A 24,129-nucleotide genomic window follows, 5' to 3' on the forward strand; every position below is an offset into this window, starting at 1 on the left:
GAGGGAGGTGCCCGATGGGACGAGGCCGACGATCCCGCACGGGGCTGGTCACCGCCATCGTCATGTCGACTATCGTGCCCATGGCCGTGGCTCTGGTCGCGTGCACGACGCAACCGGACACGGTCTCGGAAGGAGCGCACCCGGCATACGGCAGGCTCGTGGACGGGGAGCCTCTGGTCTCTTGCACGATCAAGGGTGAGTATCCCGTGCATGCCGAGGCGTCGGCACTGTGTGGCACGCTTCGGGTGCCGGAGGACCGGTCAAGGCCTGACGGGCGCCAGATCGCGCTGCGCATTGCGGTCGTCCCCGCGCTCGCGCCGCGTCAAGCGCCCGAGCCGCTGTTCGTGCTGGCGGGGGGCCCGGGCGCACCCAGCACCCAGTTCTTCGCCTGGATGCCAAAGGTTTTCGCGGATGTGCATGCTTCGCGTGACATCGTTCTTGTCGACCAGCGCGGCACGGGCGCCTCGAACGCTCTCGAGTACCCGGCCGTGCCGGACACGAAGGGGCTCTCCCCCACCGCCGCGCAGACGCGGCTATCTGCCTGGGCCAGCGGCGCGCTCGCGTCGATCGATGGCGACCCACGGTTGTACACCTCGACGGTCGCGGCCGACGACATCGACGACGTCCGAGCGGCGCTCGGCTACGAGCAGATCGACCTCTACGGGACCTCCTACGGTGGGACCCTCGTGCAGTACTACCTGCGCCAGTACCCGGACCGCGTGCGGGCGGCCGTCCTCGACGGCTCGACCCCGGTCGACGTGCCGGTCCTGGAACGGATGGCGGCCAGCAGCCAGGCAGCCCTCAACCTGCTCTTCAAGCGCTGCGCAGCCGACCCGGCCTGCCACGAGGCGTTCCCGAGACTGGCGAACGAGTGGACGACTCTACTGAACCGGTTGGCCAAGCCCCTGACCGTGGTCGACCCCGCATCGGGTGACACGGCTGTCATCGACCAAGCCTTGCTGGCCAACGCTATTCACCTGGCGCTGCTCAACGAGTCGACCGCGGCGCAGGTGCCGCTTGGCATCCACCTCGCCTCCTTGGGTCGGTGGGTCGAGGCGGCCGATGTCATCGGCGCACCACCCTCGGGCGGTCCAACGCTGGTCATGGCCGACGAGATCCTGTGCTCAGAGGCCTGGGCCACGCTCAGGCCGGCCGAGGTCGCGCGGCTCGGCAGAGGCAGCTACTCACGCCCCTTGGAACTGTCGAATGCGACGCAGCGCGAGGCCAAGTGCCGGTACCTGCCGAAGGGCGCCGTCGCGCCGGCGGACGGCGCCGCGGTCCGGACGCGGACTCCTGTGCTGTGGCTGGTGGGCGACGGCGATCCTCAGGACCCGCCGTCGAACCTCGCCGGTGTTCCGGCCCAACAGCCGAACAGTCGCATCGTCGTGATGCCGGCTGAGCAGCACGTCGTCGGCCAGCTCGGCTGTATGCCGTCAATCATCGCGGCCTTCCTCAGCAGCGCCAGCGCGATCGGGCTCAACACGTCGTGCGTCGCGAAGGGATCTCCGGCTCCGCCGTTCCGCCTGAGGTGATGCCGGCCACCTCCGCGTGGCGGGTGGCAGGACCTTGGGCTCTGGTGGGTTGGGACGCACCGCGATCGGCTTGGGAGGCCGGCGAAGCTCTCAGAGGATTGGGGCGAGGGACGATGCGGTGGCCGATCGGGTCGCGGGACTGGCCGAGAAGAGTGACGCTTCGGGGTGTCTCCCTCTACGTCGACGTGGTGGGCACGGGTGAACCGCTGGTGCTGATGCACGGCGGGCCCAGTGCCGATCTCTGGACGTTGGGCGCGTTCCGGCGGCTCGCCAACGAGTACACCTTGGTGTTCTACGACCACCGGTGCAACGGGCGATCGACGGGCGCGCCGGTGTCGTCGATGAGCTGGGACAACCTCACCGCAGACGCCGACATGCTGCGCAAGCACCTCGGCTTCGAGACCTGGGCCGTGCTCGGACACTCGTTCGGGGGGCATGTGGCGCTGGAGTACGCATTGCGCCACCCCGACCATGTCTCCCGGCTGGTGCTCGTCGACACGGGCGCCGACAGCCGGTGGGCGCGGGAGGTCGCGCCCGACGTGCTGGCGCGGCGTGGATACCCACCCGACAAGGTCGAGCTCGTGCGGCGGTGGTTCCGGGGTGACTTCAGCCGCCGCGAGTACTACCGGATCTTCTGGCGGATCGGCGACGCCTACAGCTCGGGCGATGGTCTGCGCGCCGTGGCACGCGAGCTGGCCGCGGGAGGGTGGCGGTCGCGGATCCGGCCCGAGGCCTTCATCTACGCAAGCCGGCATCTGCTTCACGACTGGTCGGTGGCCGACCGGCTCGGCGAGATCACCGTGCCCACACTGGTCCTGGCCGGGCTGGACGACTTCGTCTTCCCGCCCGAGTGCCAACGAGAGCTCGCCGACGGCATCCCCCGCTCGGAGCTCGTGCTCATCGAGGCGGCCGGCCACAACCCACATGACGAGCGGCCGGACGAGGTCATGCGAGCCGTGAGGTCATTCCTTGCCTCGACGGCGCCGACGATGCCTGCAGGGCCATCGGCACGGGCAGCTGACTGACGCCGGCCCGAGGCCGCACCAGCTGTGCGCACCGTGCGCGACGTTGGTAGAGGCGGTCACGACCCCGGGCGGGTCGCTGTGGCTGACGTGCCTTCCTACCGGCCTGCGGCACGAGCGCTGTCGCCGGACGACCGAGCGAGCGCAGTTAGGCGAGTCGCCAGCGCCAGGTGTGTTGCGGCCGACATAATCCTGGCGGGAAGGCGGTGAGGGCATGAGCGCAGCGGGGATGGTCCTGTCCGCGGACGAGCCCCGACAGTCGAGCGTCCTCGACCGGTGGGCTGGGGCACTGCTGCGGAGCGGAGCACAGTCCAAGGGTGTGGTGCGCTCGCCCGTCGACGCCGTCCGCTGTGTCGTCGCGCTGCTGGTCGCGGCCGTGGCGTGGTGGGCCGGCGGGGACGTGCGTGGCTCGGGGTGGTCCCTGTCGGGGGTATGGGTCGGGGCGCTGCTCGCTGGGATCATGTTGTTGGCGCTGACCGGGACCGGAGTTGCCCTGGTGGTGTTGGCGATCCGGCAGCGCCGTTGGCTTCTGGGGCTCCCCGCAGGGATCGGGGCGGCGGCCGCGCCACTGGTCGTCGTCGGGGCGGCAACCGGCGATGTGTCGCTTGCCGGTGTCGGGTGGGTGATGGGGGTCGCCGCGTCCGCGGCCCAGTGGCCGGCTGGTCTGGGTCCGCTCCATCGGGCGCTCGTCCTGGGCGAGCTGACCACGGCGGTGTACGTGCTGCTCTACACCACGATCTCCTTTCCTGCGCTCGCCGCCATGGCGGCCATCGGCTATGCCACCGGATGCGCGTGGCGTCTGATCGTCGGCCGCGACATCCCGACAGTCACTCCCGCCGAGGCGGCGGCCCTGGCAGGCGACATCGGGGTGGTGATCGCGGACCCGAAGCGTGTCCGGCAGGCACGCAACGGCATGGCGGAACGGTTCCACGCGCGCGCAGACGTGGGCAGCGTGGAGATCTGGGTCTACCAGCGCAGCACAGTCGATACCCAGGTGCTGTCGCGGCTGCTGCGGTTCCTCTGGTACCGCAACGCACGTATGCCAGTGCCGCTGACCCGGCTCCAGAACCTCGAGCATCACCTCGCGGTCACGATGCGGGCGGCCGAAGCCGGCGCGTCATCCACGAGCATCCTGGCCGCCGGCCTCGCCGGAAGCGCTGAGGACGTGGTCGTCGTGACCACGCTCGACCACGGTCGGACGCTTGCCGAGCTCGACGACGACGTCCTTGACGACCGCCTCCTGGACACGCTGTGGCAGCTCATGCTCCGACTCGGACGGGCCGGTGTCTCGCACGGTGCCATCACGGCCGAGGCGGCCGCGACCGACGGCACCTCGTGGACCTTGCGCAACCTACCCGGCGGATCGGTCGTTGCGAGTGATCGCGACCTCGCCGCCGACCGGGCCGCCTGCCTCGTCGTCACCGCCGGGGTCGTCGGTCCTGACCGCGCCGCTGCTGCCTGCCGCCGGGCTCTGGACGACCAGCAGCTCGGCGACGTCCTGTCGATGGTCCAGGTGGCAGCGCTGCCTGCGGACGCGCGTCCGAGCCGCAAGTCCCCGCTGCTGAAGGACCTGCGCCAGGCGCTGACCAGCGACCTCGGCGTCGAGTCGGCCGAGCTGGCCGAGGTCCGGAGGCTCAAGGCGAGCAGCATCCTCATGGCCGCCGGCACCCTGCTCGGTGTCTGGCTGCTGATCGGCCAGTTCGCCGGGTTCGACGATCTCTGGCAGACCATCCTGTCCGCAAGCTGGGTCTGGATCGCCGCGGCGTTCGTCGTCGGGGTGCTTCCCAACTTCACGCAGGCCGTCGCGATCAGCGGCGCGGTTGCTGCGACGATGCGGATCGGACCGCTGGTCATGCTCCGGCTTGCGGACGGCTTCTTCGGACTCATCGGCGGCACCGTCGCGACCACGGCGGCGGCGGTGCGTTTCTTCCAGAAGGAGGGCCTCGGCGCCTCCGTCGCGGTGAGCTCGGGGGTTCTGTACAGCCTGGCAGGCTTCGCCGTCCAGATCGTGCTCTCGTTGATCGCCGCGCTGTTCGCATGGGGCTCGTTCTCCCTGGCGAACCTGCAGTCCAGCTCTTCGGACACCTCGGACAGTGCGGGCGGCCACGGTTACCTGCTGTGGCTGCTGCTTGCGGCCCTGGTGCTCGTCGGGGTGATCGCCGGACTGCTGGCCCTGCGTCCCCGCTTCCGTCAGCAGGTGGTCGACAAGGCCAAACCCCAGTACGAGATCGTGCGCGACAACCTGCGCGAGATCGCGAGCAAGCCCGCCAAGCTGCAACGCCTTTTCGGTGCGAACCTGTGCAGCCAGGTTCTGTTCGCGTGGAGCCTCGGGCTGTGCCTGCACGCATACGGCGGCTCCGCCTCCGTATGGGTCCTGATCCTGGTCAACACCGCAGCCTCACTGCTCGGCGGCCTCGCGCCGGTCCCCGGTGGCATGGGCGTCATGGAGGGCGCGATCATCACGGGACTCATGGCGGCTGGCGTCCCGGAGGCGCAAGCGGTGCCCGCCACGTTCGCCTACCGCCTCATCACGGCATACCTTCCGCCGGTGTGGGGATACCCGGCCATCTTCTGGCTGCGCAAGCGCGAGTACCTGTGACCGACACCCATTCGGGCCCGTTCCGCGCACCGCCCGCGCGGTGTAGAACTCGTAGATGACCGCACGTCGGCGGCCCAGGTGGTCCGAGCTCCAGCCCCTGCTGCGCCCACGGGGCGGACCACTCAACCCGACCGACCGACGGCTGGCCCACGCCGCGTCGGTCGCCGACCTCCGGCTGCTGGCGAGACGTCGGGCGCCACGTGCGGTCTTCGACTACACCGACGGCGGCGCCGGGGACGAGTACGCCCTGCGACGGTCCCGAGCGGCATACGCCCGCGTCGAGTTCAACCCGCAGGTGCTCCGCGACGTCTCCGCGGTCGCCTGTTCGACGACCATTCTGGGCAGGTGGTCCGCGGCACCACTCGTGTTCGCGCCGACCGGGTTCACCCGGATGATGCACACCGAGGGCGAGCCCGCCGTGGCGCGGGTGGCCGAGCGCGTCGGCATCCCCTACGCGCTGTCGACGATGGGCACCACCTCGATCGAGGATCTAGCCGCCGCGGCCCCGGGCGCTCGGCGCTGGTTCCAGCTCTACCTGTGGCGGGACCGGGCGGCCAGTCGGGACTTCGTCGCCCGCGCCCGTGACTCGGGCTACGAGGCGCTCGTGCTCACGGTCGACACGCCGGTCGCCGGGCCCCGGCTCCGCGACGTCCGCAACGGCCTGACCATCCCGCCCTCCCTCAGCCTGCGGACCTTCGTCGACGGCGCCCTCCATCCGCGCTGGTGGTTCGACCTACTGACCACGGAGCCGCTCGAGTTCGCGTCGCTCGACCGTTCCGACGGCACCGTCGCAGACCTCGTCAACCGGCTCTTCGACCCCGCTGCAACACTCGACGACCTGGCCTGGTTGCGCTCGGCGTGGGATGGGCCGCTCGTCGTCAAGGGGATCCTCACGGTCGCTGACGCGAAGGCAGTCGTGGACGCCGGCGCGGATGCCGTGGTCGTGTCGAACCACGGCGGACGCCAGCTGGACCGGAGCAGGACACCGCTGGAGGTGCTGCCGCTCATCGTCGACGCGATCGGTGACCGGGCGGAGGTGTACGTCGACGGAGGCATCATGTCGGGCAGCGACATCGCGGCCGCCGTGGCGCTCGGCGCCCGGGCTGCCCTCGTGGGACGGGCGTATCTGTACGGCCTCATGGCCGGCGGTGAGCGAGGGGTGCAGCGCGCGGCGGACATCCTGCTCCGTGAGCTCACCGGCACCCTCGCGCTGCTCGGCGTGGGTGGTGTCGCGGAGCTTCGGCCAGACCATGTCCAGATCCGCGAGCCCGGCGGTACTTTCGAGCATGGACGTCATTGACTTCACGCCAAGCCGTGATCAGTACGCCTACACCTTCGGCGGCGTCGCTCCCGCGATGCGGATCAAGCCGGGAGACGCCCTTCGGCTGTGGTCTGACGATGCCTTCGGAGGTGTCCTGCGCACGGTCGACGACCTGTCGAGCGCCAAAGTCGACCTCCGCTTCGTCAACCCGCAGACCGGCCCCTTCTACGTCGAGGGCGCTGAGCCCGGCGACACCCTCGTCCTGCACCTGGTGGACCTGACCCCGGCCCGAGACTGGGGCGCCTCTGCGGCCATCCCGTTCTTCGGGGGCATGACGAGCACCGACCGTGTCGTCACTCTGCAGGACCCCCTCCCGGACACGACGTGGATCTACGAGGTGGACAGCGACCGCCGGACCGTGGCCTTCGCCGCACGGCATACCGACCACCGCATCGAGCTGCCGCTCGAGCCGATGCTCGGCACCGTGGGGGTAGCCCCCGCCGGAGGCGAGGTGCGCTCCTCGCTGGTCCCCGACCGCTTCGGCGGGAACATGGACACGCCGCAGATGCGCGCCGGGTCGACGGTCTATCTCGGTGTCAACGTCGAGGGGGCGCTGTTCTCGATCGGCGACGGGCACTACCGGCAGGGCGAGGGAGAGGCGTGCGGCACCGCGGTGGAGGGCGCGATGAACTCGACCCTCATCGTCGAGCTGGTCAAGGGCGGAGCACCGGGATGGCCGCGCATCGAGGACGACGCGCACGTGATGGCGGTCGGGTCGAGCCGGCCGCTGGAGGACTCGTGGCGCATCGGAAACGCCGAGCTCGTGCACTGGGTCGCCCAGCTCCTCGGTCTGCACACGATGGACGCCTACCAGCTGTGCTCCCAGATTGCCCAGGTGCCCGTCGCGAACGTCGTCGACGCGAACTACAGCGTCGTCGTCAAGGCGCCCAAAGCCCTGCTTCCAGGGGCGCAGGTCTACGACGGTATCCACGCCGACCTGCGTGACCGGGCCCGCGGCCTCGGCTCGAACTGACAGAGGCATCGACCACGACGAAAGGCCCAACCCCATGGATCTGCATCTCGCCGGGAAGCGCGTCCTGGTCACCGGAGGCACCCGAGGCATCGGTCGAGCGATCGTCGAGGCGTTCCTCGACGAGGGAGCCGTCGTGGGCTACTGCGCGCGCGATCCCCACGAGGTCGACGGGACCCAGGGCGACCTGTCCGGCCGCGGCCAGGTCACCGGCTCCGTGCTCGACGTCGGTGACGGCGAGGCCCTGGCTGCATGGGTCGAGCGGTCCGCCGATGCGATGGGCGGCATCGACACGGTGGTCGCCAACGTGAGCGCGCTGGCGATCCCCGACACCGAGGAGAACTGGCAGCAGAGCCTCAACGTCGACGTCATGCACACGGTGCGTCTGGTGCGGGCGGCGATGCCACACCTAGAGCGGAGCGAGGCCCCATCGATCATCGCGATCTCCAGCGTCTCGGGCCGGGAGTCGGACTTCGCCTCCGGTCCCTATGGCACCGCCAAGACAGCCATCGTCGGTTACATCCACGGCCTTGCTCTGCAGCTGGCGGACAAGCGAATTCGTGCCAACACCGTCTCGCCGGGCAACACCTACTTCGACGGAGGCGTGTGGGCGAGCATCGAGACCGGGAACCCCGAGCTCTACGCCACAGCTGTCGGGCTCAACCCGACGGGCCACATGGGCACCCCCGCAGAGGTTGCTGCTCCGGTCGTGTTCCTGGCGAGCCCGCTCGCGAGCCGGATCAGCGGCACCAACCTCGTCGTCGACGGTGCGCTGACCCGAGGCGTCCAGCTCTGACTCGGCGTCGCCGCCGGATGGGCTAGGTGACGTGGATCTTGTAGCTGCCCGTCGCGCAGCCCGACACCCGCCACCCGCCGTCGACCTGCGTCACCTCGGTGTCCGTCACGCCCGTCGTCTTCAGGTTCGGGTGTGTGTCGCCGGGCACCCAGATGTCGACCTGGCAGTTGATGTCGGGGTCGTCGACGGTCGCCGCGAACGCCAGATCGCTGCCGCGGGAAGCCAGCGAGTCCAACCGCCCCGGGAATGCGCGCGGGTATGCCCGGCTCAGAGGCTCTGCGAAGCCCGCAGGCGGCGGGCTCAGCCTGCCCGTGCTGCAGTCGACCGAGACCAGGTTGCCGCTGCTCGTCGCGTCGTCCCCCGTCTCCGGGGAGCCGCAGCCCTGACGCCAAACCCAGAACGCGCCGCCGACGCCGAGCCTGTCCTGTGCCGCGACGAAGCGCTGCACCTTGGCGCCATCCACACCCGGGTTCCCGAACCAGCCCCACTCGCCCAGCCACAGCGCGGCGCCGTACGACTTGGCCGCTTCGGCCGACATCGCCAGGTTCCGCTCGATCGATGCGATGGTCAGCCCGAGGCTCTGGTCCAGGGTGATCGACTCGCTGTACGGGTGCGGAGCGAACACCAGCTGAGCGTCGGAGGTGAACCCGGGGGGTGGCGTCACGTCGAATCCGAGTCCGGACCACAGCACGCTCGGCTCGAAGAAGATCAAGTGCGCGAAACCGGGGGTCTCCGCCTCGCGGATCGCCGTGATCGCCGCGTCGTAGTAGCGCCCGAGCAGAAGTGCGTTGCTGACCGGCGGCGTCGCGCCGATACCGGGCTCGTTGAGCAGGTCATAACCGGCGACGGCCGGCTCGTTCGCGAATGCCTTCGCCACCGTCGCCCAGGTCCGGACCAGCTCGGTCTGGATGCCGTCGCGGTCCGTGTAGAAGTTGCTGTATGCCGTCGCCACCGCAGGCGCGAGGTCGCGCGCCATGAACTGGCAGTGCTGGGCACCGTCGGTGATCGTCGCCCACGCCGGGGCACCGTCCCACCCGGTCGTCGGGGACGTCCCACCGCCGCACGTCGCGTCGGGCGCGGCCAGCGCATTGCCCCAGGCGTCCTGGTGCATGTCGAGCACGGTGTAGAGGCCATGCGCCTTCGCTGATGCCACTGCGGCCTTGATCTCGTCGAGGTAGCCCTGGTCGAACTTGCCCCTGGTCGGCTCCAGCCGCGACCAGGACATGCCCAGGCGGACCACGTTGAAGCCGTACGACGCGATCTGCGCGAAGTCGTCGTCGACGGGCTTCTGGGTCGCGGGGACGTCGGGGTCGCGCAGGTAGTAGTCGATCAGCTGGTTGACGTTGACGCCGCGAAGCAAAACCCGTCGGCCGGTGACGTCGCCGATGACGGGGAGCCCGTCGCTGGTCTGTGCCGGCAGCAGGTGCAGTCGTTCCAGTCCGCCGCTGGCGGGGACGGGCGCGACGGCTGCAGGGCCTGGGCTTCCCGTCGGGACGATGAGTGGCATCACGAGCAGGGTCACGACAGTGCCTACGACGATCCAGGTTCGCCGGCGCGCGCGGTGGGGCGTCGCGCTCTCCTCGTCGCCTGCGCCGATGCGAGCTCGCCAGGGCCACGTGACTCCGGTCGCCACCGCAGCGACCAGGCCCACGCCCACGCCGTACCCGATCCCTGTCGCAACGGCGATCAACGTGGTCGCGATCCACCAGCTGTCCCCGCCGGCGTCGTCGAGGTGACCGGTCAGGGCAGCAACCGCTGCCCCGACGACCCCGAGTCCGATGCCCGCGACGAGCGCCGCGAGCCAGACCGCCAGCGGGGCCTTGTCCGGAGTCCGGCGCAGCGCGGCCCGGACGGTCAGCGCGAACAGGCCGAGAAACACGGCTATCCCGGCCAGCGTGCCGAGCGCGCTCGCGGCGCTGGTGGGGGCAACAAGGGACCCGCTGAACGCGTAACCGACCGGGCCGCCGCGCCAGTTCGAGCTGCCCAGCGCCGTGAGCGCAACGACGACTGCAGCAACCGCTACCAGGAACGCCCAGCCCGACTCGAGCCAGTGCCCGCTGCCCGGGGCTGCGGCGGTTCCGGACTCGTTTCCGGACGCCGTTCCAGACGTGGTTCCGGACACACGGCGGCCGAGCCCGAGAGCGGCGCCCGCCCCGACCAGTGGTCCCGCCACGAGGCCCTTGATGCCGGCGAACCCGCTCGTCGCAACGGCGAACTTCAGGGCGGCAGCAAGGCTCAGGTGCGGCCCAAGCATCGGGACGGCCGCCGCGAACCCGGTTGCGGCGGCAGCGAGGGCGACCGCGCCGACAACAGAGGCCCAGGTGAAGGCGAACAGCCGTCGGCTCGAGCGGCCCAGCGCGTAGACCGGAACCATCGTCCCGGCGAGCAGCACCGGCAGTCCCACGACCAGGGGAGCCCACTGGTACGGACCACCGAACCCGACCACGGGCATCCCGTGCCCTCCCACCGGCGCCAGCAGGCCCGTCGGGTCAGCAATCGCCAGGACCACGACGAGCAGGAGCACGACCGCGCCGGCGGCGGCGGACGCACGGAGCTCTCGGCGTCGCATCAGCGTGCTCCACCGGGCGCGGGACGACGTCGTCTGATCGGCCATAGTGAGTGCGGAGCATAGCCGGGCTCCGCATGAACGCAGGCCAGATCGCCGGACTCCGTGGCGCGGGCGAACAACCTACGGCTGCCGAAGCTCCCGCCGCATGACGGGGCGCGTGCGGTAGGAACGTCCGATCTCGACAAATCCGGCCCGCTGGAACATGGCCAGGGTTCCCGTGAATACGGCTGACGGTGACGGGGTGCCGGCCAGACCATCGGTGTCGACGGGGTGACCGTCGAGCACCGAGGCACCGTGCTGCGCCGCCCAGTCCGCGGCGGCCTCGAGCAGCGCGACTCCTATGCCGATCCCCCGGTGTTCGCGACGCACCACGAAGCAGGACACCCACCACGCGTCGGGATCGTCATCAAGGATGCGGCGTAGGCGCCGGTGCTCGGTGATAGCCGGCAGCGTGGAGCGCGGCACCACGCGCGTCCAGCCGACCACCACGCCGTCGAGGACGGCCAACAGGCCGATCGGGACATCTGCCTCGTGTACTTCACGGTGCAGCGCGGCCCGGTTATCGGGCTCGCCGTGCCGTCGAAAGCGTTGGCACCAGCACGATGTGGGGTCCTTCTCCCGCGGTCCGAAGGCGCGTCCAAGCTGTGGCCACGTCCGGGCGGTCGCGGGCACCACACGCACCGTGCTCATCCGTCCGCGTCCTCTAGCGCAGGTGCCATCCCAGCAGGCTAGGCGCGCTTCCGGACGATCCACATCCGGAACGCCGCGCGCCTACCGTCGGAACGTCAGGTGGACGGTGCCGCTCTCGGCCGTTTCGGCGGTGACGTCGTAGCCCGATTCGAGACCGCGCAGGTCGTCCCAGAGGCGGATACCGCGACCGAGCAGGATCGGTGCGATCGCGACGTGGAGCTGGTCGACGAGCCGCGCCCTGAGGAAGTCGCGCGCGACGCTGGCTCCGCCGCCCACGCGGACGTCCTTGCCGTCGGCGGCTGCCAGCGCGCGGTCGAGCGCTTCCTGCGGTGTCGCGGACAGGAAATGGAACGTCGTGCCGCCGGCCATCTCGATCGGCGGCCGTGGAGCGCCGTGCGTGAGCACGAAAACGGGCACCCGGAACGGGGGTTCGTCGCCCCACCAGCCTCGCCAGTCCGGGTCGTCGGGGAAGTTGTGCAGGCCGAACATCCCGGCACCCATGATCTCCGCGCCGACCTCCGCGAAGTACGCCCGCGCATACTCGTCGTCCACGCCGGTCGTGCCCTCCCCCGAGGTGTCGTGCAGGACGCGTTCGCGGAAGGTCCTGGTCGCGACATAGGCGTCCACCAGGCGCGACCAGTCCTCGCCCATCGGGTTCTCGGGGGTCTGATCCGTGGTGGTCGCAAATCCGTCGAGCGAGATGTTGAGGTCAACGCGAACTGCCATCTGCGCCTCCAGGGCGAGCGATTGTGGTTGCCCTCACGATACTGAAGCCCCCCACCGCGTCGACGAGGCTCGTGGTCGTGGCCGATGCCGACCGCGTCGCGGCCTCTCGGTAGACAGCACATCGGGCTCATCCGTCTCAGAGCCGTATGCCGCGCAGCCGCATGAACGCGACGGGGTCCGTGGCCTGCCCGTCGACGTCAACCTGGAAGTGAAGGTGCGGTCCGGTCGAGTGACCTGTGTTCCCGGTCCGACCGATGACCTGCCCGGCCTTGACCGCGTCGCCGGCCGTGACCAGGAACGCGCTCTGGTGCATGTACTTGAGCACCACGCCACTGCCGCAGTCGAGGTCGGTCTGCATTCCCCCGCCGAACGGGTCGGCCGGATCGGTGCGAGCGATCACGCCGTCACACGCTGCCCGGTCGGGCGTGCCGATCGGGACGGCGAAGTCCTGGCCGCGGTGCAGCTTCCACGACCCGTTGACCGGGTCGAGCCTCATCCCGAACGGGCTCACGAGGACGTATGCCACCAGGGCCAGCGGGTGCGCCCACACTCCCGACACCTGGGCAGCGCCTGCGGCACCGGTGCAGTCGAGGGTCCCGGCGGCCCCCGACAGGAGCACCTGGGCCAGGGCGCGGGCGTCGGGCTCCCACCGGTTGTAGAGCGTGGGAAAGGCCGAGCGCTGGACGGCCTGGGCCGCGACCCCGTAGGGCATGCTCTGCCAGCCCTGGACGTCCAGCAGGCCCGGGTTGTTCGTGTGGGCCGAGACGCCGAAGAACGCGTCGCTCGCCTGGACCGGGTCGAGAATCGCCTCGCGGGTGCCCCACCCGGCAGACGGCCGCTGCTGGAAGAGCCCGACGGAGTCACGGTCGCCGCTCGGCAGGTTCCGCAGCGAGGACTCCTGCATGGCGGTCATCAGCGCGATGATGACCCCATTCGCGCCTGCGTTCGCTGCCCGTCCCCGGTCGGCGATGACCGTCGCGTTCGCCAGCTGCTCCGCCGACCAGCGGCTCGCACGTGCCGGTCGGGCCGCGGCGCCCGACGGGGTCCGTGCGGCCGCTGCGTCGACGGCAGCCGTGCCGGCAGAGCCCGACCCAGGAGCCAACGTGCAGGCCACCGGGGCCGGGTCCTGGCTGCTGGCGCTCGACCCGGCGACCGCGCCGAGCAGGAGGGTGAAGCCGAGCATGCCCGCGAAGGCGGCCAGGACCAGACCGCCGACGAGACCCTTGGCCAGCCTGCGGGGGCCGATCGCGAGGAGCAGGCGGGCCCACACTCTCGGCTCAGTCCCCCGGTGCGGCCGCCGACGCCGGCACGATGTCGGTGGCCAGCCAGCGGCCCTTGACGAGCGCCAGCTCCACCCGGGTGGCTCCGGCATCGGTCGGCACCTCGAACGTCGCGGCGCTCCCGTCGGGCAGGACATGGACCATCCGCGCCGGACCGGTGACCGTGGTCGCGTCGATCCGGGCCGGGTCGGTGTACGACATCGAACGCTCGAGCTCTGGCGCGACGTACCCCCGCACACCTGACAGCCACTGGTCGGCTGGCAGCGAGGGGCGGGCCCAGGCCGTCACGAATCCCTGGGCCGCCTCCGCGGACCCGGCCGGAACGGCTGGGTCGGTCGGGTCGCTCGGGTTGCCGCCCGCCGGGCTGGTGCCCACCGACGCCGACGGCGTGGTGCCCGGGAGCGTGCCCGTGGGCATGGCGGTCATGGTGCTGGCCGGTGCGGGCGCGGTGTCTGACGGGGTGCTGGGGGCAGCCGTGCTCGTCACCGCCGCTGAGGTCGCGCTCGCGGTCGGCTGCGTTGTGGCCGCGGCCCGGGACGCGACGTGCCAGAGCACCATGAGGACGACGACGCCGCCCAGGACGGCGAAGAGTCTTCGCGGTGAGTGCAGGGGCCACCGCACCCAGGGAGCGATGACGTCCCAGAGCACGCCGCGGGTCTGGCGCTGGTTAGGACTCAACGAGACTCCCGTCCTCGGCGTGGTTCCTTGCCGGGCTGAAGACGACGAACACGCGCTGGCCGGCGCTGTCATATGTCAGGTTCGAGTCGTCGACGACCGAGGTCACTGCGGTCTCGCGGTCGTCGAGGACGCGCCCCTCCACCGCCCCTGTCCCGAGCGGCGTGCGACGCGACAGGCCCTCACGACTGCCGACCGGCACCAGGTCGGGGATGCTGCGCTGGGGCTCCTCGCGCGCCACGAGGGGCGTCGCGTGCCTCCCCAGGTAGGGCTCCTGGCTGGGCCCGCTGGGCCGGACGAACTCACCCGCGCCGGAGCCGAGCTGAGCGAACGTCGACCGCGTGCCGCCCGACGCCTCGCGCGCGATCCGTCCCGCCTCGGCCGATGGCAGCCCCGCGACCGGCTGCTCCCGCGGCGCGAACGTGCCCCGCCCAGTCCCACGGAGGGCGGGCCCGGAGGTCAGCTCGCCGGCATACTCCGGCGTCCGCGAAGCGGCGACGAACAGAGCCTCGGAGGACGGCGGCACTGCCGCCGGGTAGTGCACCGGGTGCTGTCGCTGAGGCCCCGACGGGGGTATGCCATCCGGCCCGGGCTGCTTGTCCCGCGCGTCGTCGGCGTCCTTCCCGCGCTCGGTCCCGACGCGCGTGCCGAGGTAGGCGGGCAGGAACCGCCCCGGGAACTTCATCTTCGGCAGGACCGCAGTCGGCCGCAGCAGCCTCCAGGCGAGGTAGGCGACAAGGAACACCAGCACGAGCTTGAGCCAGTCGGGCAGGTTCGAGCGCAGGACGCCCACGTTGTAGCGCAGCACGACGAGGGCGGCGAGGAAGTAGATCGGGCCCATGACGAGCGGCTTGACGACCTTCTTGAACAGGCCAAGCGCCATGTCTCGGGTGGAGTCGACGAGGAAGACGACGCCGGCGACGGGCGTCAGGGGCAGCAGCAGCCGGATCAGCACGTAGGCGCCCAGGACGAAGATCCCGGCGACCACGAGGAAGAGCGCGACCGTGAGCACCGAGACGAAGCTGAGCAGCGCCGTCGTGATGCGCTCGCCCCACTTGTTGCCGGTGAAGTAGTCGTAGGCGACGGGGTCGTCCTGCTGGATCTTGTCGGCGAGCTGCCGGAACGCTTGCGCCTTCGCCGCGACGATGCGCGCTCCGGCGCCGGCGGGATCCTTTGCGTACGTGTCGTACTCGTTCCAGGTGAAGTGTGTCGCGGCGAAGACGTCGGGGCCGTACGTCCGGGCCGTCACGCCGTCGGCGTCGCCGAAGACCCCCTCGGCCCACGAGCGGAACACGGTCTCACGGGTCAGCGTGTCCCACTGTCGGTCGAGGGTCTGCTTGGCCGCGGTCGCCTTGTCCTGGGTGGACTGCGGTGCGACCGGACCGACGAAGTCAGCCTTGTCGAACCCGTCGGCGATGGCGACAACTGCGGTCTGGACGCCGTCGTCGAGGAGCTTGACCGACTCGACGGGATAGCTCACGGCCCACGACGTGACGACGAGGACGAGCAGCGCCCAGGCGACCGCGTTGATCGACCCCGAAAGCTGACCGCTGCGCGCCCTGAGCAGGGTGACGATCGCCACGATGGTCATGGCGACGCTCAGCCATGGGAACCACGTGCCAGCTGCCGTCGAGGCCGTCACACTGGCGACCGTCGTGTCCAACGAGCCGATCCAGCCCGACGGGTCGACGACGAGCGTGAACAGACCCTGCCCCCACGACGGGAGGAGCCCGGGCAGCTCGAGGCCGATCAGGTTCCCGAGGTTCGCCCCGAGGCTGGGCATGATCCCGTCCTGCGGCGAGCAGCCGTTGTCGTAGTTCCACCACTTGTAGTTGGTGCCGTAGACCGACTGGATCGACACGTTGGGGTCGCTGAACGGGTCTCCGTCGGCGACGATCGCCGGCCGAACCGCGATGTGCCCGTAGGGATTCGACGGCAGCGGCGGGTCCCCATTGCAGTCCGGGCCTAGGGCGGGTGCCGCCGCTAGCTCCGGGACGGCGGCCGAGGGCGCCGCGGGCCCGGGAGCCGTGAGCGGCGCCGCCGTCGCGGACCCCGCCAGGCCGAGCAGCAGTATCGCAGCGGCCACGAGGGCCAGCGCGAACCGCCGCGTCACGCAGCGCCCTCGCTCTCGCGGGGTGGGAACTGCGCGATCCGGGTCGCGCGCTTCTCGGGCGAGGCCGTCGTGTTGAGTGCCTCGAACAGCTCCGGGTGGTGCTTGAGGCTGACCCGGATCTTCTCCATCCCGCCCCGCCCGCCCTCGCCGCCGAGGCCGTCGCGGTAGATGAACTCGCGGAACCCGAGCCGCTCCTCGCTGCGGCGGCCGCGGGGCGAGAGGTTGCCGAGGATCTCCTCGTAGCCAATGCCCTCGGGCTTGCCGAGGAGCTTGAGAGCGTCCCGCTGAGCGTCGATGTCCTGCGTCCGGCCGACCAGGGCAGCCCCGACGAAGTTGTTGACGTTGTTGGCGCCGAGCACCGTCGAGGCGTTCTGCATCGCGACGAGGGCCGCGCAGTTGTTCTTGCGCGAGTCCGAGCTGAGCTTGTAGACCAGGGTCCGACCCGCCCCCGATCCCTCGGTGACCTCCTGCGCCTCGTCGAGCACGAACAGCTTCCGCTCGTGCGGGTCGCCCCGATAGATCAGCTGCAGGGATGACCACGCGGCGAGCGCCATGATCGGCCGGTAGAGCAGCTCCTCCGGGCTGTAGTCCTCCAACGCCACAGACTCGTCCGGCTTGACCAGTCCCTTGAGGTTGAAGACGGTGAACCTCGCCTCCTGGGCGCGGTCCAGATGCGCCGGAGTCACGGTGCGCGCGTGGAAGAAGAGCCGCCCGAGCTCGCGTTGCGATGCCGCCACGAGCTCGTTGGCCACGTCCTGGGCGAGCTGGTCGCCGCGCCGCAGCTGCTCGATGACGGACATGGGCGAGGAGTACCGGGTGTCCGGCGAGGCTGTGATGGCCGAGCGGAGCCTCGCCTGTGCGCTGGGGTCGCGGCCCATCGACAGCGGCAGGCACCAGCGCAACGTCTCGTACGCGAGGTCCCGCCGGGTGGACCGGGCCGCGTTCTCCGCGAGCTCGAGCTTGGTCGCAAAGTCCTCCTCGTCCTGCGCGTCGAGCGCGACCATGGCCCGATTTGGTTCTGGCACAACGGCATACGGCGAAAGACTGCCTGGCGCGCCACCCAGCAGGTCGACGCTGCGCGAGATGTGCGCCAGCTCGGGCAGCTTCAGCATCTTCTGCAGGCGGCCGGCCGGGTCCATGGCCACGCCGCGCACGCCCGACAGGACGAACTTGTACGAGCAGGTCCCGAGCAGCATCGACTTGCCGGAGCCGGGCGTGCCGACGACCGGCACGAGGCCGCCCTGCTCCATGACCTCGGTGAGGAACCACGGGTCGAAGCAGACCGCTCGGGCCGACAGCCCGGCGGTCTCACCGATGTGGGCGCCACGGCGGTCGCCGACCTCGGCCGTCACGGCCGGCAGCCCCGCGGCCACCTTGAGGATCGGGAACTTGCGCGCGTGAGCGTTGCTGGACAACGGCTCGCCGGGGACGAACTCCCTTGCCAGGTGGTACTGCCCGAGCTCCCGCACCAGCTTGATCTGTGGCTTGTAGAGGTTGACGAGCCGAGACGCGCGCTCCAGAGCCTCGTTCTCGGTGCTGCCGGACACAGCCACGCGGTACCAGCCGCGGGTCCGGGTCGACAGACCTGTGAACTCCGTCCGCATCTCGTCCTCGACGTCGGCCGCACGGTCGGCCTGACGGGCGAGCTGCTTCGGCGGGCGCTTCCCGTGCTCCTCACGCCAGTGCGTCATCTGCCCGTCGATCCGGTTGGTCAGCCGAGACATCTCCTTGGAGATCTCCTCCGGCGCCCGCGGGTCGACGCGGTAGAACCACTCGACGGGGAACCCGAGCCGGTCCGACTTGGCCATCCACGGCTCGTGCTTCTCGGGGATCTGGATCTCCCCCACCCGCGCCACCGTCAGGACCACGACGTGCCGTGTCACCGGCACGTCGTTGACCGCCGTGACGATCCGCACCGAGGCGCCGAGCGGCTCGGCTGTCCACGACGCCGTGTTGACGAACTCGGCGAGGTCATCCTCGTCGAGCGAGTGGCGGTCGGGCTCGTCGGGACTGGGCACCGGGACGGGACAGCCGAGCGCGAACGAGCGTGCGAGCAGCCACTCCATGTCCTTGGGCGACGCCGGGGCCGCCTCGATGCCAGGGCCGGCCATGATCGCGTCGACCGCCTGCAGCCGCTCCTCCAGCGCCTGCATCTCCCGGTCGACCGCGCCCGAGAGCACCTTTCCGAGCGCTTTGAGCGCAACCCCCCGCTCGCCCAGGTCGACCCCGTAGAAGACGAGCTTGTCGGCCTGGGTGTGCTGCGCCATGTGCAGCTGGTCCCGGTGCATCATCTCGTCGAACCCGGTCTGGGGCTCCGGGGCGTTGGCATATGCCGCAGCGGCCCAGTGGTGGACCGGGTAGGGCCGGGTCGTGACGCGGCAGTACACCGTCGTGCCGACAAGCTCGGCGAGCTGCACGGCCTGGTCGTAGATGAGACCCTCGCCCTCCTCGACCGACCGGAAGCTCCACGTCTGCGGGTCCGCGAGGTACCACGCGACCATCCGGTCCGATCCCTTGCCCGAGAAGGTGACGTGGTTGACCACCGCACGCAGCGCCCAGTCGTCGAGCCGGCCGCGGTACTGCGCCTGGTCGCCGACCGGTGCCCGGCGCTCCTGACCCTTTCTGAACGGCGTCCACATGGCTCAGTCCTCCCGGTCTCGCCGGGCGCGGCGGGCCAGGTACCGTCCCAGCGCACCCCGCGGCCGCATGACGCGGCCGAAGGCATCGCCCCTGGACCCACGGGCCCTTCGGTCGAGCCGCGGCGCGCGCAGATCGTTCCAGAAGGACGCGGCGATCGCGCTGATCGGGCGCTCGGGCGTCGCGTGGTCTGCCATCACCATGGCCGCCCAGACCGTACCGATGAGCAGCAGGCCGACGCTGAGCAGGCTGAACTGCATACCGACCTGGCGTGCGATCACGAAGGCCAAGGGGGCGATCCCGAGCCACGCGAAGATGGCCTTGTGCCGCATCGGGGCGATGTACCGGCCCGGTGGTCCGAGGTAGGTCTGGTCTACCTCGTAGAGCTCGTCGTCGTCCGGGAGCCGCATGGCGGTCAGTTGTTGCCTCTGAGCAGACCGGCCATCCAGGTGCCGATGTCCGATGCGTTGGTTCCGGTCGCGATGCCCAGCACGGCCAGGCCAAGGAACAGGCCGGCCACGATCGTGATGCCCTTGCCGACGTTGCCACCTCGTGCCGCCCACAGGACCGTGATGGCCAGGATCAGGATCACCAGGGGGATGGCGTTGTTCTGCAGCCAGCCGACGAGCCCGGACGTGCCGTAGTCGGCCGCCGGTAGCGCGGCGAGGGTCGTGAGGGTCTGCATGCTGTGGCTCCTTGCGTGAGACCGGGGGCTGGATCCGCCCCAGGACGTCCACTGTGACCCCTCTGCTCGAGGTCCGCGACTTGGAACTAATCGGGCGTTCACCCTCAGAGACGGCACGTCAAGATGTTGCCGAACCGTCCCGGCCTCACCTGTCCCACAGTCCACACGAGCACCAGGACGAGGCAACGGGCGGGACCTTCGGCCCTGGCAGAGGACCCCGGGCACGGGGGGATCGTTGATCCTCGAGCGCGGCGCGCTCAACGTGACCCCAGGCGAGGTGGACCGAGATGCAAGCGATCAAGGACGCGGCGGCTGACTTCCTGAGCCACAAGCGGGTCGCTGTCACAGGCGTATCCCGAAAGGCGGCGTCACACGGCAGCAACGCCGTCTACCAGCGGCTCCGGGAGCGCGGCTACGAGGTGTACGCCGTCAACCCGAACGCCGAACAGGTGGAGGGTGACACCGCCTACCCGGACCTGAAGTCCATCCCGGGCGGCGTCGAGGCGGTGGTGATCGGAACCCGTCCTGAACGTGCGCGGGCAACGCTCGAGGAGTGCGCCGCGCTCGGTATCCAGCGGGTGTGGATGCATCGTGGCCCTGGCGGCGGAAGCGTCTCGAAGGAGGCCGCGGACTGGGCGCGCGGGCACGGGATCAGCGTCATCGACGGCGGCTGCCCGCTCATGTTCGGACCCACGGCAGATCCCGGGCACCAGGTGATGCGCTGGATGTTCAGCCTCAACGGCCACGTGCCGCGCAACGTCTGAGACCAGAAAGGAGGGCGTCACCATGGTGACTCTCCTCGCCGCACAAGACGGCGCCGGGACCTATCTCGACTGGGGTGTCGTCCACATCTCGCTGGCCAACCTCCTGGTCATCCTGCTCATGGTCGTCGTGTTCTTCGCGGCACTGCTGATCCCCTTCCCCAAGGCACGTGGCGAAACGTCGCGAGGCGCCGGGAGATCGGTTGCAGACAACCCCGACGAGAAGGGGGTGGACCGATGAGCTCGACCACCTGGACCGAGCGGCTGCGCACGCGGATCGAACACACCGTCCCACCGGGTGAGGCGCTCCCGGACCGGCAGCCCGCATACGTCTCGTCGTGGATCTACGTCTTCGGCGTGCTCACCCTGGCCGCGCTCGTCGTCATCGTCCTCACGGGCTGCATTCTCAGCCTGGGTGGGGTGGAGTGGTGGCACACCTCGTCGGTGGGCCATTTCGTCAACAGCCTCCATCTGTGGTCGGTCGAGCTCTTCTTCTTCTTCATGGTCATCCACCTGTGGGGCAAGTTCTGGATGGCCGCGTGGCGCGGCGGACGGGCCCTGACCTGGGTCACAGGTGCGGTCGCGTTCCTCGCCTCCATCGGCACGGCCTTCACCGGCTATCTCATCCAGTCGAACTTCGACAGCCAGTGGATCAGCACCCAAGCCAAGGATGGGCTCAACTCGGTCGGCATCGGCGCCTACTTCAACGTCCTCAACACCGCCCAGATGGTGTTGTTCCACGTGGTCCTGCTTCCCATCGCGGTCGGTCTCATCACCGTGGTGCACGTGATCCTGGTCCGCCGCAAGGGCGTCGTCCCACCGATCGACGCGAAGGAGCTGTCGTCATGAGCACTCACGCGAGGCACCGGCATGCGGTCGTGACTCCGGACTCGCACACGTTCCCGACGCGCCGCTACGACCTGGTCAAGGAGTTCGTCATCGCGCTCGCCTCGGTCGCCGCCCTCACGGTCGTCCTCGCCATCATCTTCGGCTCACCCGACGAGAAGGCGATCTCGCTGCAGGACTGGGCCAAGGCAGCCCCGAACGACGTTGTGGCCACTGCGGCCGCCGAGCTGTCCGGAGACAGCGGTACGGCCGGGTACGGCCCGCCCTACAACGACGCGTCCGACGGTCAGAAGCTGCTGGGTATCCCCCTGCAGAAGTGGGCCGGGGTGACCTACCCGATCGACGCCGCGAACGACTTCGTCATCAACCCGCTCCGGGCGGTCTCGGGCGACCCAACACTCACCGCTGCCCTCGACCAGTGGGCCAAGGCGACGCCCGACCAGCAGAGCTCGTGGGCCAGCGGCTACGTCACCGCCCTGGGCAACGCCGAGAACGGAGATCCCGCCAAGGTCGTCACCGGTGACTACGGCCCGGTGCCGACTTTGTCGACGGCATACGAACGCGTGGCGGCGAGCGGCGGGCTTGAGCAGCTCGTCAGCGAAAACGCCTTCTACGGAGGCGATCCCACACGTCGACTCCTCCTGCTCGCCGACGGAACCTACCTCGAGGACCAGGCCCGAGCGCGCAGCCTCGGGGGTGACCAGTGGGGGATGATGAACGAGACCGGCAACTACCCCGGCCAGCCATGGCTCTGGCTCTACACCTTCTGGTACCAGATCCCGCCGTTCAGCACGTCCGACAACGCTGACGCGCTCGTCTGGGGCCTCATGATGCTTCTCAGCCTCGGCCTCGTGCTGCTCCCCTTCATCCCCGGGCTGCGTGACATCCCGAGACTCATCCCGATCCACCGGCTCGTCTGGCGTGACTGGTACCGCCGCGAGCGCGCGCCCCACTGAGCAGCCGCCGCTCGCTCCGGGCCGAGTGTGCGGTCACGGCCTCCATGCCTTCGCCCAGTGGTCGAGCGGCTCGAGGTGCGTGAGCAGCAGGCGACCCTGTTCCGTCAGGGAGTAGCCGTCCTCGCCGTGCGCGAGAATCCCCGCCTCTTTCAGCTCGCGAACCCGCTCGGCCAGCACGCTCGACGAAACGCCGCCACAGCGCTTCTGCAGCTCGCGAAATGTCGTGGGACTGCTCCGAAGCTCCCATAGCACGCGCAGCGCCCAGCGTCGCCCGAGCAGGTCGAGCAGCGCCATGATGGGCCGGCCTGTTTCTGACCCGCGCACCGGGCGTCCGGGTAACGGCGTAGCTGCCATGGTTGCTTTCCTTTCCGAAGCGCCGATGCTACCGTGACTGACGTGCCTCTGAAAACGAAGCATCCGCGCATTCCGCCGGTGGAGCCGCCCTACGACGCTGAGACGACGGAGGCGCTGGGAATGCTCGGGCCACCGATCCAGCTGTTTCGAGTGTTCGCCCGGCGGCCCGACCTGGCTCGGTCGGTCGCCGGCTGGGGTCGCTACTACCTGTCGCGCAGATCCGCGCTGTCACTTCGCCATCGCGAGATCGTCATCGACCGCACCACCGCCCTGTGCGGCGCCGACTACGAGTGGGGCGTGCACATCGCCCAGTTCGCTGGGAAGGCCGACCTCAGCGACCCCCAGCTCGAGTCCCTGGCGACGGGCAAGCCGACGGATGCGTGCTGGCCGGCCCGTGACCGGCCGGTGCTCACGGCCGTCGACACTCTGCACGAGACGTCCGACCTCGACGACGAAACCTGGACCAACCTCGTCGGCTCCGTCGGTCACGATGGCGCGCTGGAGCTGCTACTCCTTGCAGGCTGGTACCACGCGATCTCGTTCGCTGTGAACGCGCTACGCCTCCCGCTCGAGCCGGGCACGGAGGGGCTGCGTTGACGACATCCTCGCGCACCCGACATGGGTTTCCTCCCTCTCGTCCCATCACTGAAAGCCACATGGGGCGACGCGTTCCACGTTGCCCTATCCGCCCTGGGTTGAAGACGGTTCGCACCGCCTGATGCTCGATCACGGTCCGAGGATTCGGATGGTCGCGATCATGACGCGCTGCTGGGCCAGCACCCGCTCAGACGTCTGAGGGAAGGCGGACCGCTCGATCACCACCCGCCGGCCGTGGACGTCGACAATCCAGAGCTCCACGATCTCGGCGAACCAGGTCATGCTGCGGTACGTGGCAAGGTTGAAGTCGAGGCACCGTCCGGCATCCGGTTCGGCGTGGACCTGCAGGATCACGTGCACGCCCTCGTGGCCGAACGCCCTGACGGGCTCAGGCTGCTCGAGGACGTCGAGCCCGTAGCTCCTGGGCAGGGCTGTCGCGAGGTCGATCGGTCTCGGTCCGGGGTCGACCCACCGGCGCCGCAGCCTGTCGCATCCTCCGCTCGCCACTCGGTCGATGGACATAGCGCGCACTCCGGCGACGTCAGGTTGGCTACCGTTCACCTGACCCTTCACGACAGCGCCCTTCTCGAGGAACCACCCGCTGGCAGGAACGGTGACCTCGACGACGGCACCAGCGGCGACCCCCGGCAGGGACTCGTCCGGCCACTCGTGGCCGATCGTCAACCGATACGTGGCGCCGGGCCGCAACGTCGCTCGGGCGGAAACCACCGGGCCGGTCGGGGCGACTCGCTGGGCCTGCCACTCGAGCGGCGCGGGAACCGTCTGAGGGGCTTCCGGAACGGAATAGACCGGAGGCGGCGCCTCCTGCACCGGCGTCATCGTGGGTCCGCTCACGTCGCTGTCACTGTCGAGCGGTCCAGCCGTTGTCGACAGCGGCGGAACGACGGGCGGTCCTGCCGCGTCAGTGCAGGCACCAGTAGCCGCGAGAACGCAGCACAGGCAGGTCAGGACGGGCCCGCGCCGCCATCGTCGACCGACT

The 24,129-nt window shown here is 70.1% G+C and carries 22 protein-coding genes; 11 read left to right on the plus strand and 11 right to left on the minus strand.

The features are described 5' to 3' along the window. Nucleotides 1-14: 14 nt before the first annotated feature. The 6 genes from ACWEOW_RS02820 (at nt 15) to ACWEOW_RS02845 (ending at nt 8,240) form a co-directional block, all read left to right on the plus strand. Nucleotides 15-1,532, plus strand: a complete 1,518-nt coding sequence (locus tag ACWEOW_RS02820) for an alpha/beta fold hydrolase (RefSeq protein WP_452267637.1) — start codon at nt 15-17, stop codon at nt 1,530-1,532. A gap of 113 nt (nt 1,533-1,645) precedes the next feature. Continuing rightward, a complete protein-coding gene (locus ACWEOW_RS02825) occupies nt 1,646-2,557 on the plus strand; it encodes an alpha/beta fold hydrolase (protein WP_452267638.1) in 912 nt (303 codons plus the stop codon). Between the two features lie 211 nt (nt 2,558-2,768). Beyond that, nucleotides 2,769-5,153 (plus strand): lysylphosphatidylglycerol synthase transmembrane domain-containing protein, encoded by a 2,385-nt coding sequence (locus tag ACWEOW_RS02830; protein WP_452267639.1) that lies wholly within the window; start codon nt 2,769-2,771, stop codon nt 5,151-5,153. 55 nt (nt 5,154-5,208) lie between these two features. Then, nucleotides 5,209-6,453: an alpha-hydroxy acid oxidase gene (locus ACWEOW_RS02835; protein WP_452267640.1), complete on the plus strand. Its 1,245-nt coding sequence runs from the start codon at nt 5,209-5,211 to the stop codon at nt 6,451-6,453. Then, the gene (locus tag ACWEOW_RS02840) at nt 6,440-7,447 is read left to right on the plus strand and encodes an acetamidase/formamidase family protein (protein ID WP_452267641.1); all 1,008 of its coding nucleotides are present in this window, start codon (nt 6,440-6,442) and stop codon (nt 7,445-7,447) included. The genes ACWEOW_RS02835 and ACWEOW_RS02840 overlap by 14 nt, the downstream gene beginning before the upstream one ends. A 34-nt stretch (nt 7,448-7,481) precedes the next feature. Continuing rightward, nucleotides 7,482-8,240, plus strand: a complete 759-nt coding sequence (locus ACWEOW_RS02845; RefSeq protein WP_452267642.1) for an SDR family NAD(P)-dependent oxidoreductase — start codon at nt 7,482-7,484, stop codon at nt 8,238-8,240. 22 nt (nt 8,241-8,262) lie between these two features. Here ACWEOW_RS02845 and ACWEOW_RS02850 read toward each other — a convergent pair whose 3' ends face one another. The 9 genes from ACWEOW_RS02850 to ACWEOW_RS02890 all read right to left on the minus strand — a co-directional run bounded on the left by ACWEOW_RS02850 (nt 8,263) and on the right by ACWEOW_RS02890 (nt 19,615). Continuing rightward, the gene (locus ACWEOW_RS02850; RefSeq protein ID WP_452267643.1) at nt 8,263-10,809 is read right to left on the minus strand and encodes a cellulase family glycosylhydrolase; all 2,547 of its coding nucleotides are present in this window, start codon (nt 10,807-10,809) and stop codon (nt 8,263-8,265) included. A gap of 120 nt (nt 10,810-10,929) precedes the next feature. After that, nucleotides 10,930-11,499, minus strand: coding sequence for a GNAT family N-acetyltransferase (locus ACWEOW_RS02855; protein WP_452267644.1), 570 nt, complete (start codon nt 11,497-11,499; stop codon nt 10,930-10,932). Between the two features lie 81 nt (nt 11,500-11,580). Further along, nucleotides 11,581-12,225 (minus strand): dihydrofolate reductase family protein, encoded by a 645-nt coding sequence (locus ACWEOW_RS02860; RefSeq protein ID WP_452267645.1) that lies wholly within the window; start codon nt 12,223-12,225, stop codon nt 11,581-11,583. A gap of 136 nt (nt 12,226-12,361) precedes the next feature. Continuing rightward, nucleotides 12,362-13,495: a M23 family metallopeptidase gene (locus ACWEOW_RS02865; protein ID WP_452267646.1), complete on the minus strand. Its 1,134-nt coding sequence runs from the start codon at nt 13,493-13,495 to the stop codon at nt 12,362-12,364. A 7-nt stretch (nt 13,496-13,502) separates the two neighbouring features. Further along, nucleotides 13,503-14,183, minus strand: a complete 681-nt coding sequence (locus ACWEOW_RS02870) for a hypothetical protein (RefSeq protein WP_452267647.1) — start codon at nt 14,181-14,183, stop codon at nt 13,503-13,505. Continuing rightward, a complete protein-coding gene (locus ACWEOW_RS02875) occupies nt 14,173-16,293 on the minus strand; it encodes a hypothetical protein (RefSeq protein WP_452267648.1) in 2,121 nt (706 codons plus the stop codon). The genes ACWEOW_RS02870 and ACWEOW_RS02875 overlap by 11 nt, the downstream gene beginning before the upstream one ends. Then, nucleotides 16,290-18,932: an ATP-binding protein gene (locus tag ACWEOW_RS02880; protein ID WP_452267649.1), complete on the minus strand. Its 2,643-nt coding sequence runs from the start codon at nt 18,930-18,932 to the stop codon at nt 16,290-16,292. The genes ACWEOW_RS02875 and ACWEOW_RS02880 overlap by 4 nt, the downstream gene beginning before the upstream one ends. Before the next feature lie 3 nt (nt 18,933-18,935). Beyond that, on the minus strand, nt 18,936-19,340 hold the full coding sequence (locus ACWEOW_RS02885) for a hypothetical protein (protein WP_452267650.1): 405 nt from the start codon (nt 19,338-19,340) through the stop codon (nt 18,936-18,938). A 5-nt stretch (nt 19,341-19,345) separates the two neighbouring features. Further along, nucleotides 19,346-19,615, minus strand: coding sequence for a hypothetical protein (locus ACWEOW_RS02890; RefSeq protein ID WP_452267651.1), 270 nt, complete (start codon nt 19,613-19,615; stop codon nt 19,346-19,348). 287 nt (nt 19,616-19,902) lie between these two features. On the opposite strand from ACWEOW_RS02890, the gene ACWEOW_RS02895 reads away from it, so the two are divergent. From ACWEOW_RS02895 to ACWEOW_RS02910, 4 genes are read left to right on the plus strand one after another with little or no spacing between them, the layout of a single operon-like run. After that, a complete protein-coding gene (locus tag ACWEOW_RS02895) occupies nt 19,903-20,379 on the plus strand; it encodes a CoA-binding protein (RefSeq protein ID WP_452267652.1) in 477 nt (158 codons plus the stop codon). Between the two features lie 22 nt (nt 20,380-20,401). Continuing rightward, complete coding sequence (locus ACWEOW_RS02900) at nt 20,402-20,617, plus strand: hypothetical protein (protein ID WP_452267653.1); 216 nt, start codon at nt 20,402-20,404, stop codon at nt 20,615-20,617. Then, on the plus strand, nt 20,614-21,225 hold the full coding sequence (locus ACWEOW_RS02905) for a cytochrome b N-terminal domain-containing protein (RefSeq protein WP_452267654.1): 612 nt from the start codon (nt 20,614-20,616) through the stop codon (nt 21,223-21,225). The genes ACWEOW_RS02900 and ACWEOW_RS02905 overlap by 4 nt, the downstream gene beginning before the upstream one ends. Continuing rightward, entirely contained in the window at nt 21,222-22,178 is a 957-nt protein-coding gene (locus tag ACWEOW_RS02910; RefSeq protein ID WP_452267655.1) for a hypothetical protein, read from the plus strand. The genes ACWEOW_RS02905 and ACWEOW_RS02910 overlap by 4 nt, the downstream gene beginning before the upstream one ends. A 33-nt stretch (nt 22,179-22,211) precedes the next feature. Here ACWEOW_RS02910 and ACWEOW_RS02915 read toward each other — a convergent pair whose 3' ends face one another. Then, nucleotides 22,212-22,472 (minus strand): winged helix-turn-helix transcriptional regulator, encoded by a 261-nt coding sequence (locus tag ACWEOW_RS02915; RefSeq protein ID WP_452267656.1) that lies wholly within the window; start codon nt 22,470-22,472, stop codon nt 22,212-22,214. A gap of 102 nt (nt 22,473-22,574) precedes the next feature. On the opposite strand from ACWEOW_RS02915, the gene ACWEOW_RS02920 reads away from it, so the two are divergent. Next, nucleotides 22,575-23,129 (plus strand): carboxymuconolactone decarboxylase family protein, encoded by a 555-nt coding sequence (locus ACWEOW_RS02920; RefSeq protein WP_452267657.1) that lies wholly within the window; start codon nt 22,575-22,577, stop codon nt 23,127-23,129. Nucleotides 23,130-23,258: 129 nt separating this feature from the next. On the opposite strand, the gene ACWEOW_RS02925 is transcribed toward ACWEOW_RS02920, so the two are convergent. Next, nucleotides 23,259-23,984 carry a hypothetical protein gene (locus ACWEOW_RS02925; RefSeq protein ID WP_452267658.1) on the minus strand — a complete coding sequence of 242 codons (726 nt, stop codon included), beginning with the start codon at nt 23,982-23,984 and terminating at the stop codon, nt 23,259-23,261. Nucleotides 23,985-24,129 lie beyond the last annotated feature (145 nt).

The sequence above is a fragment of the Monashia sp. NPDC004114 genome, from assembly GCF_053603855.1.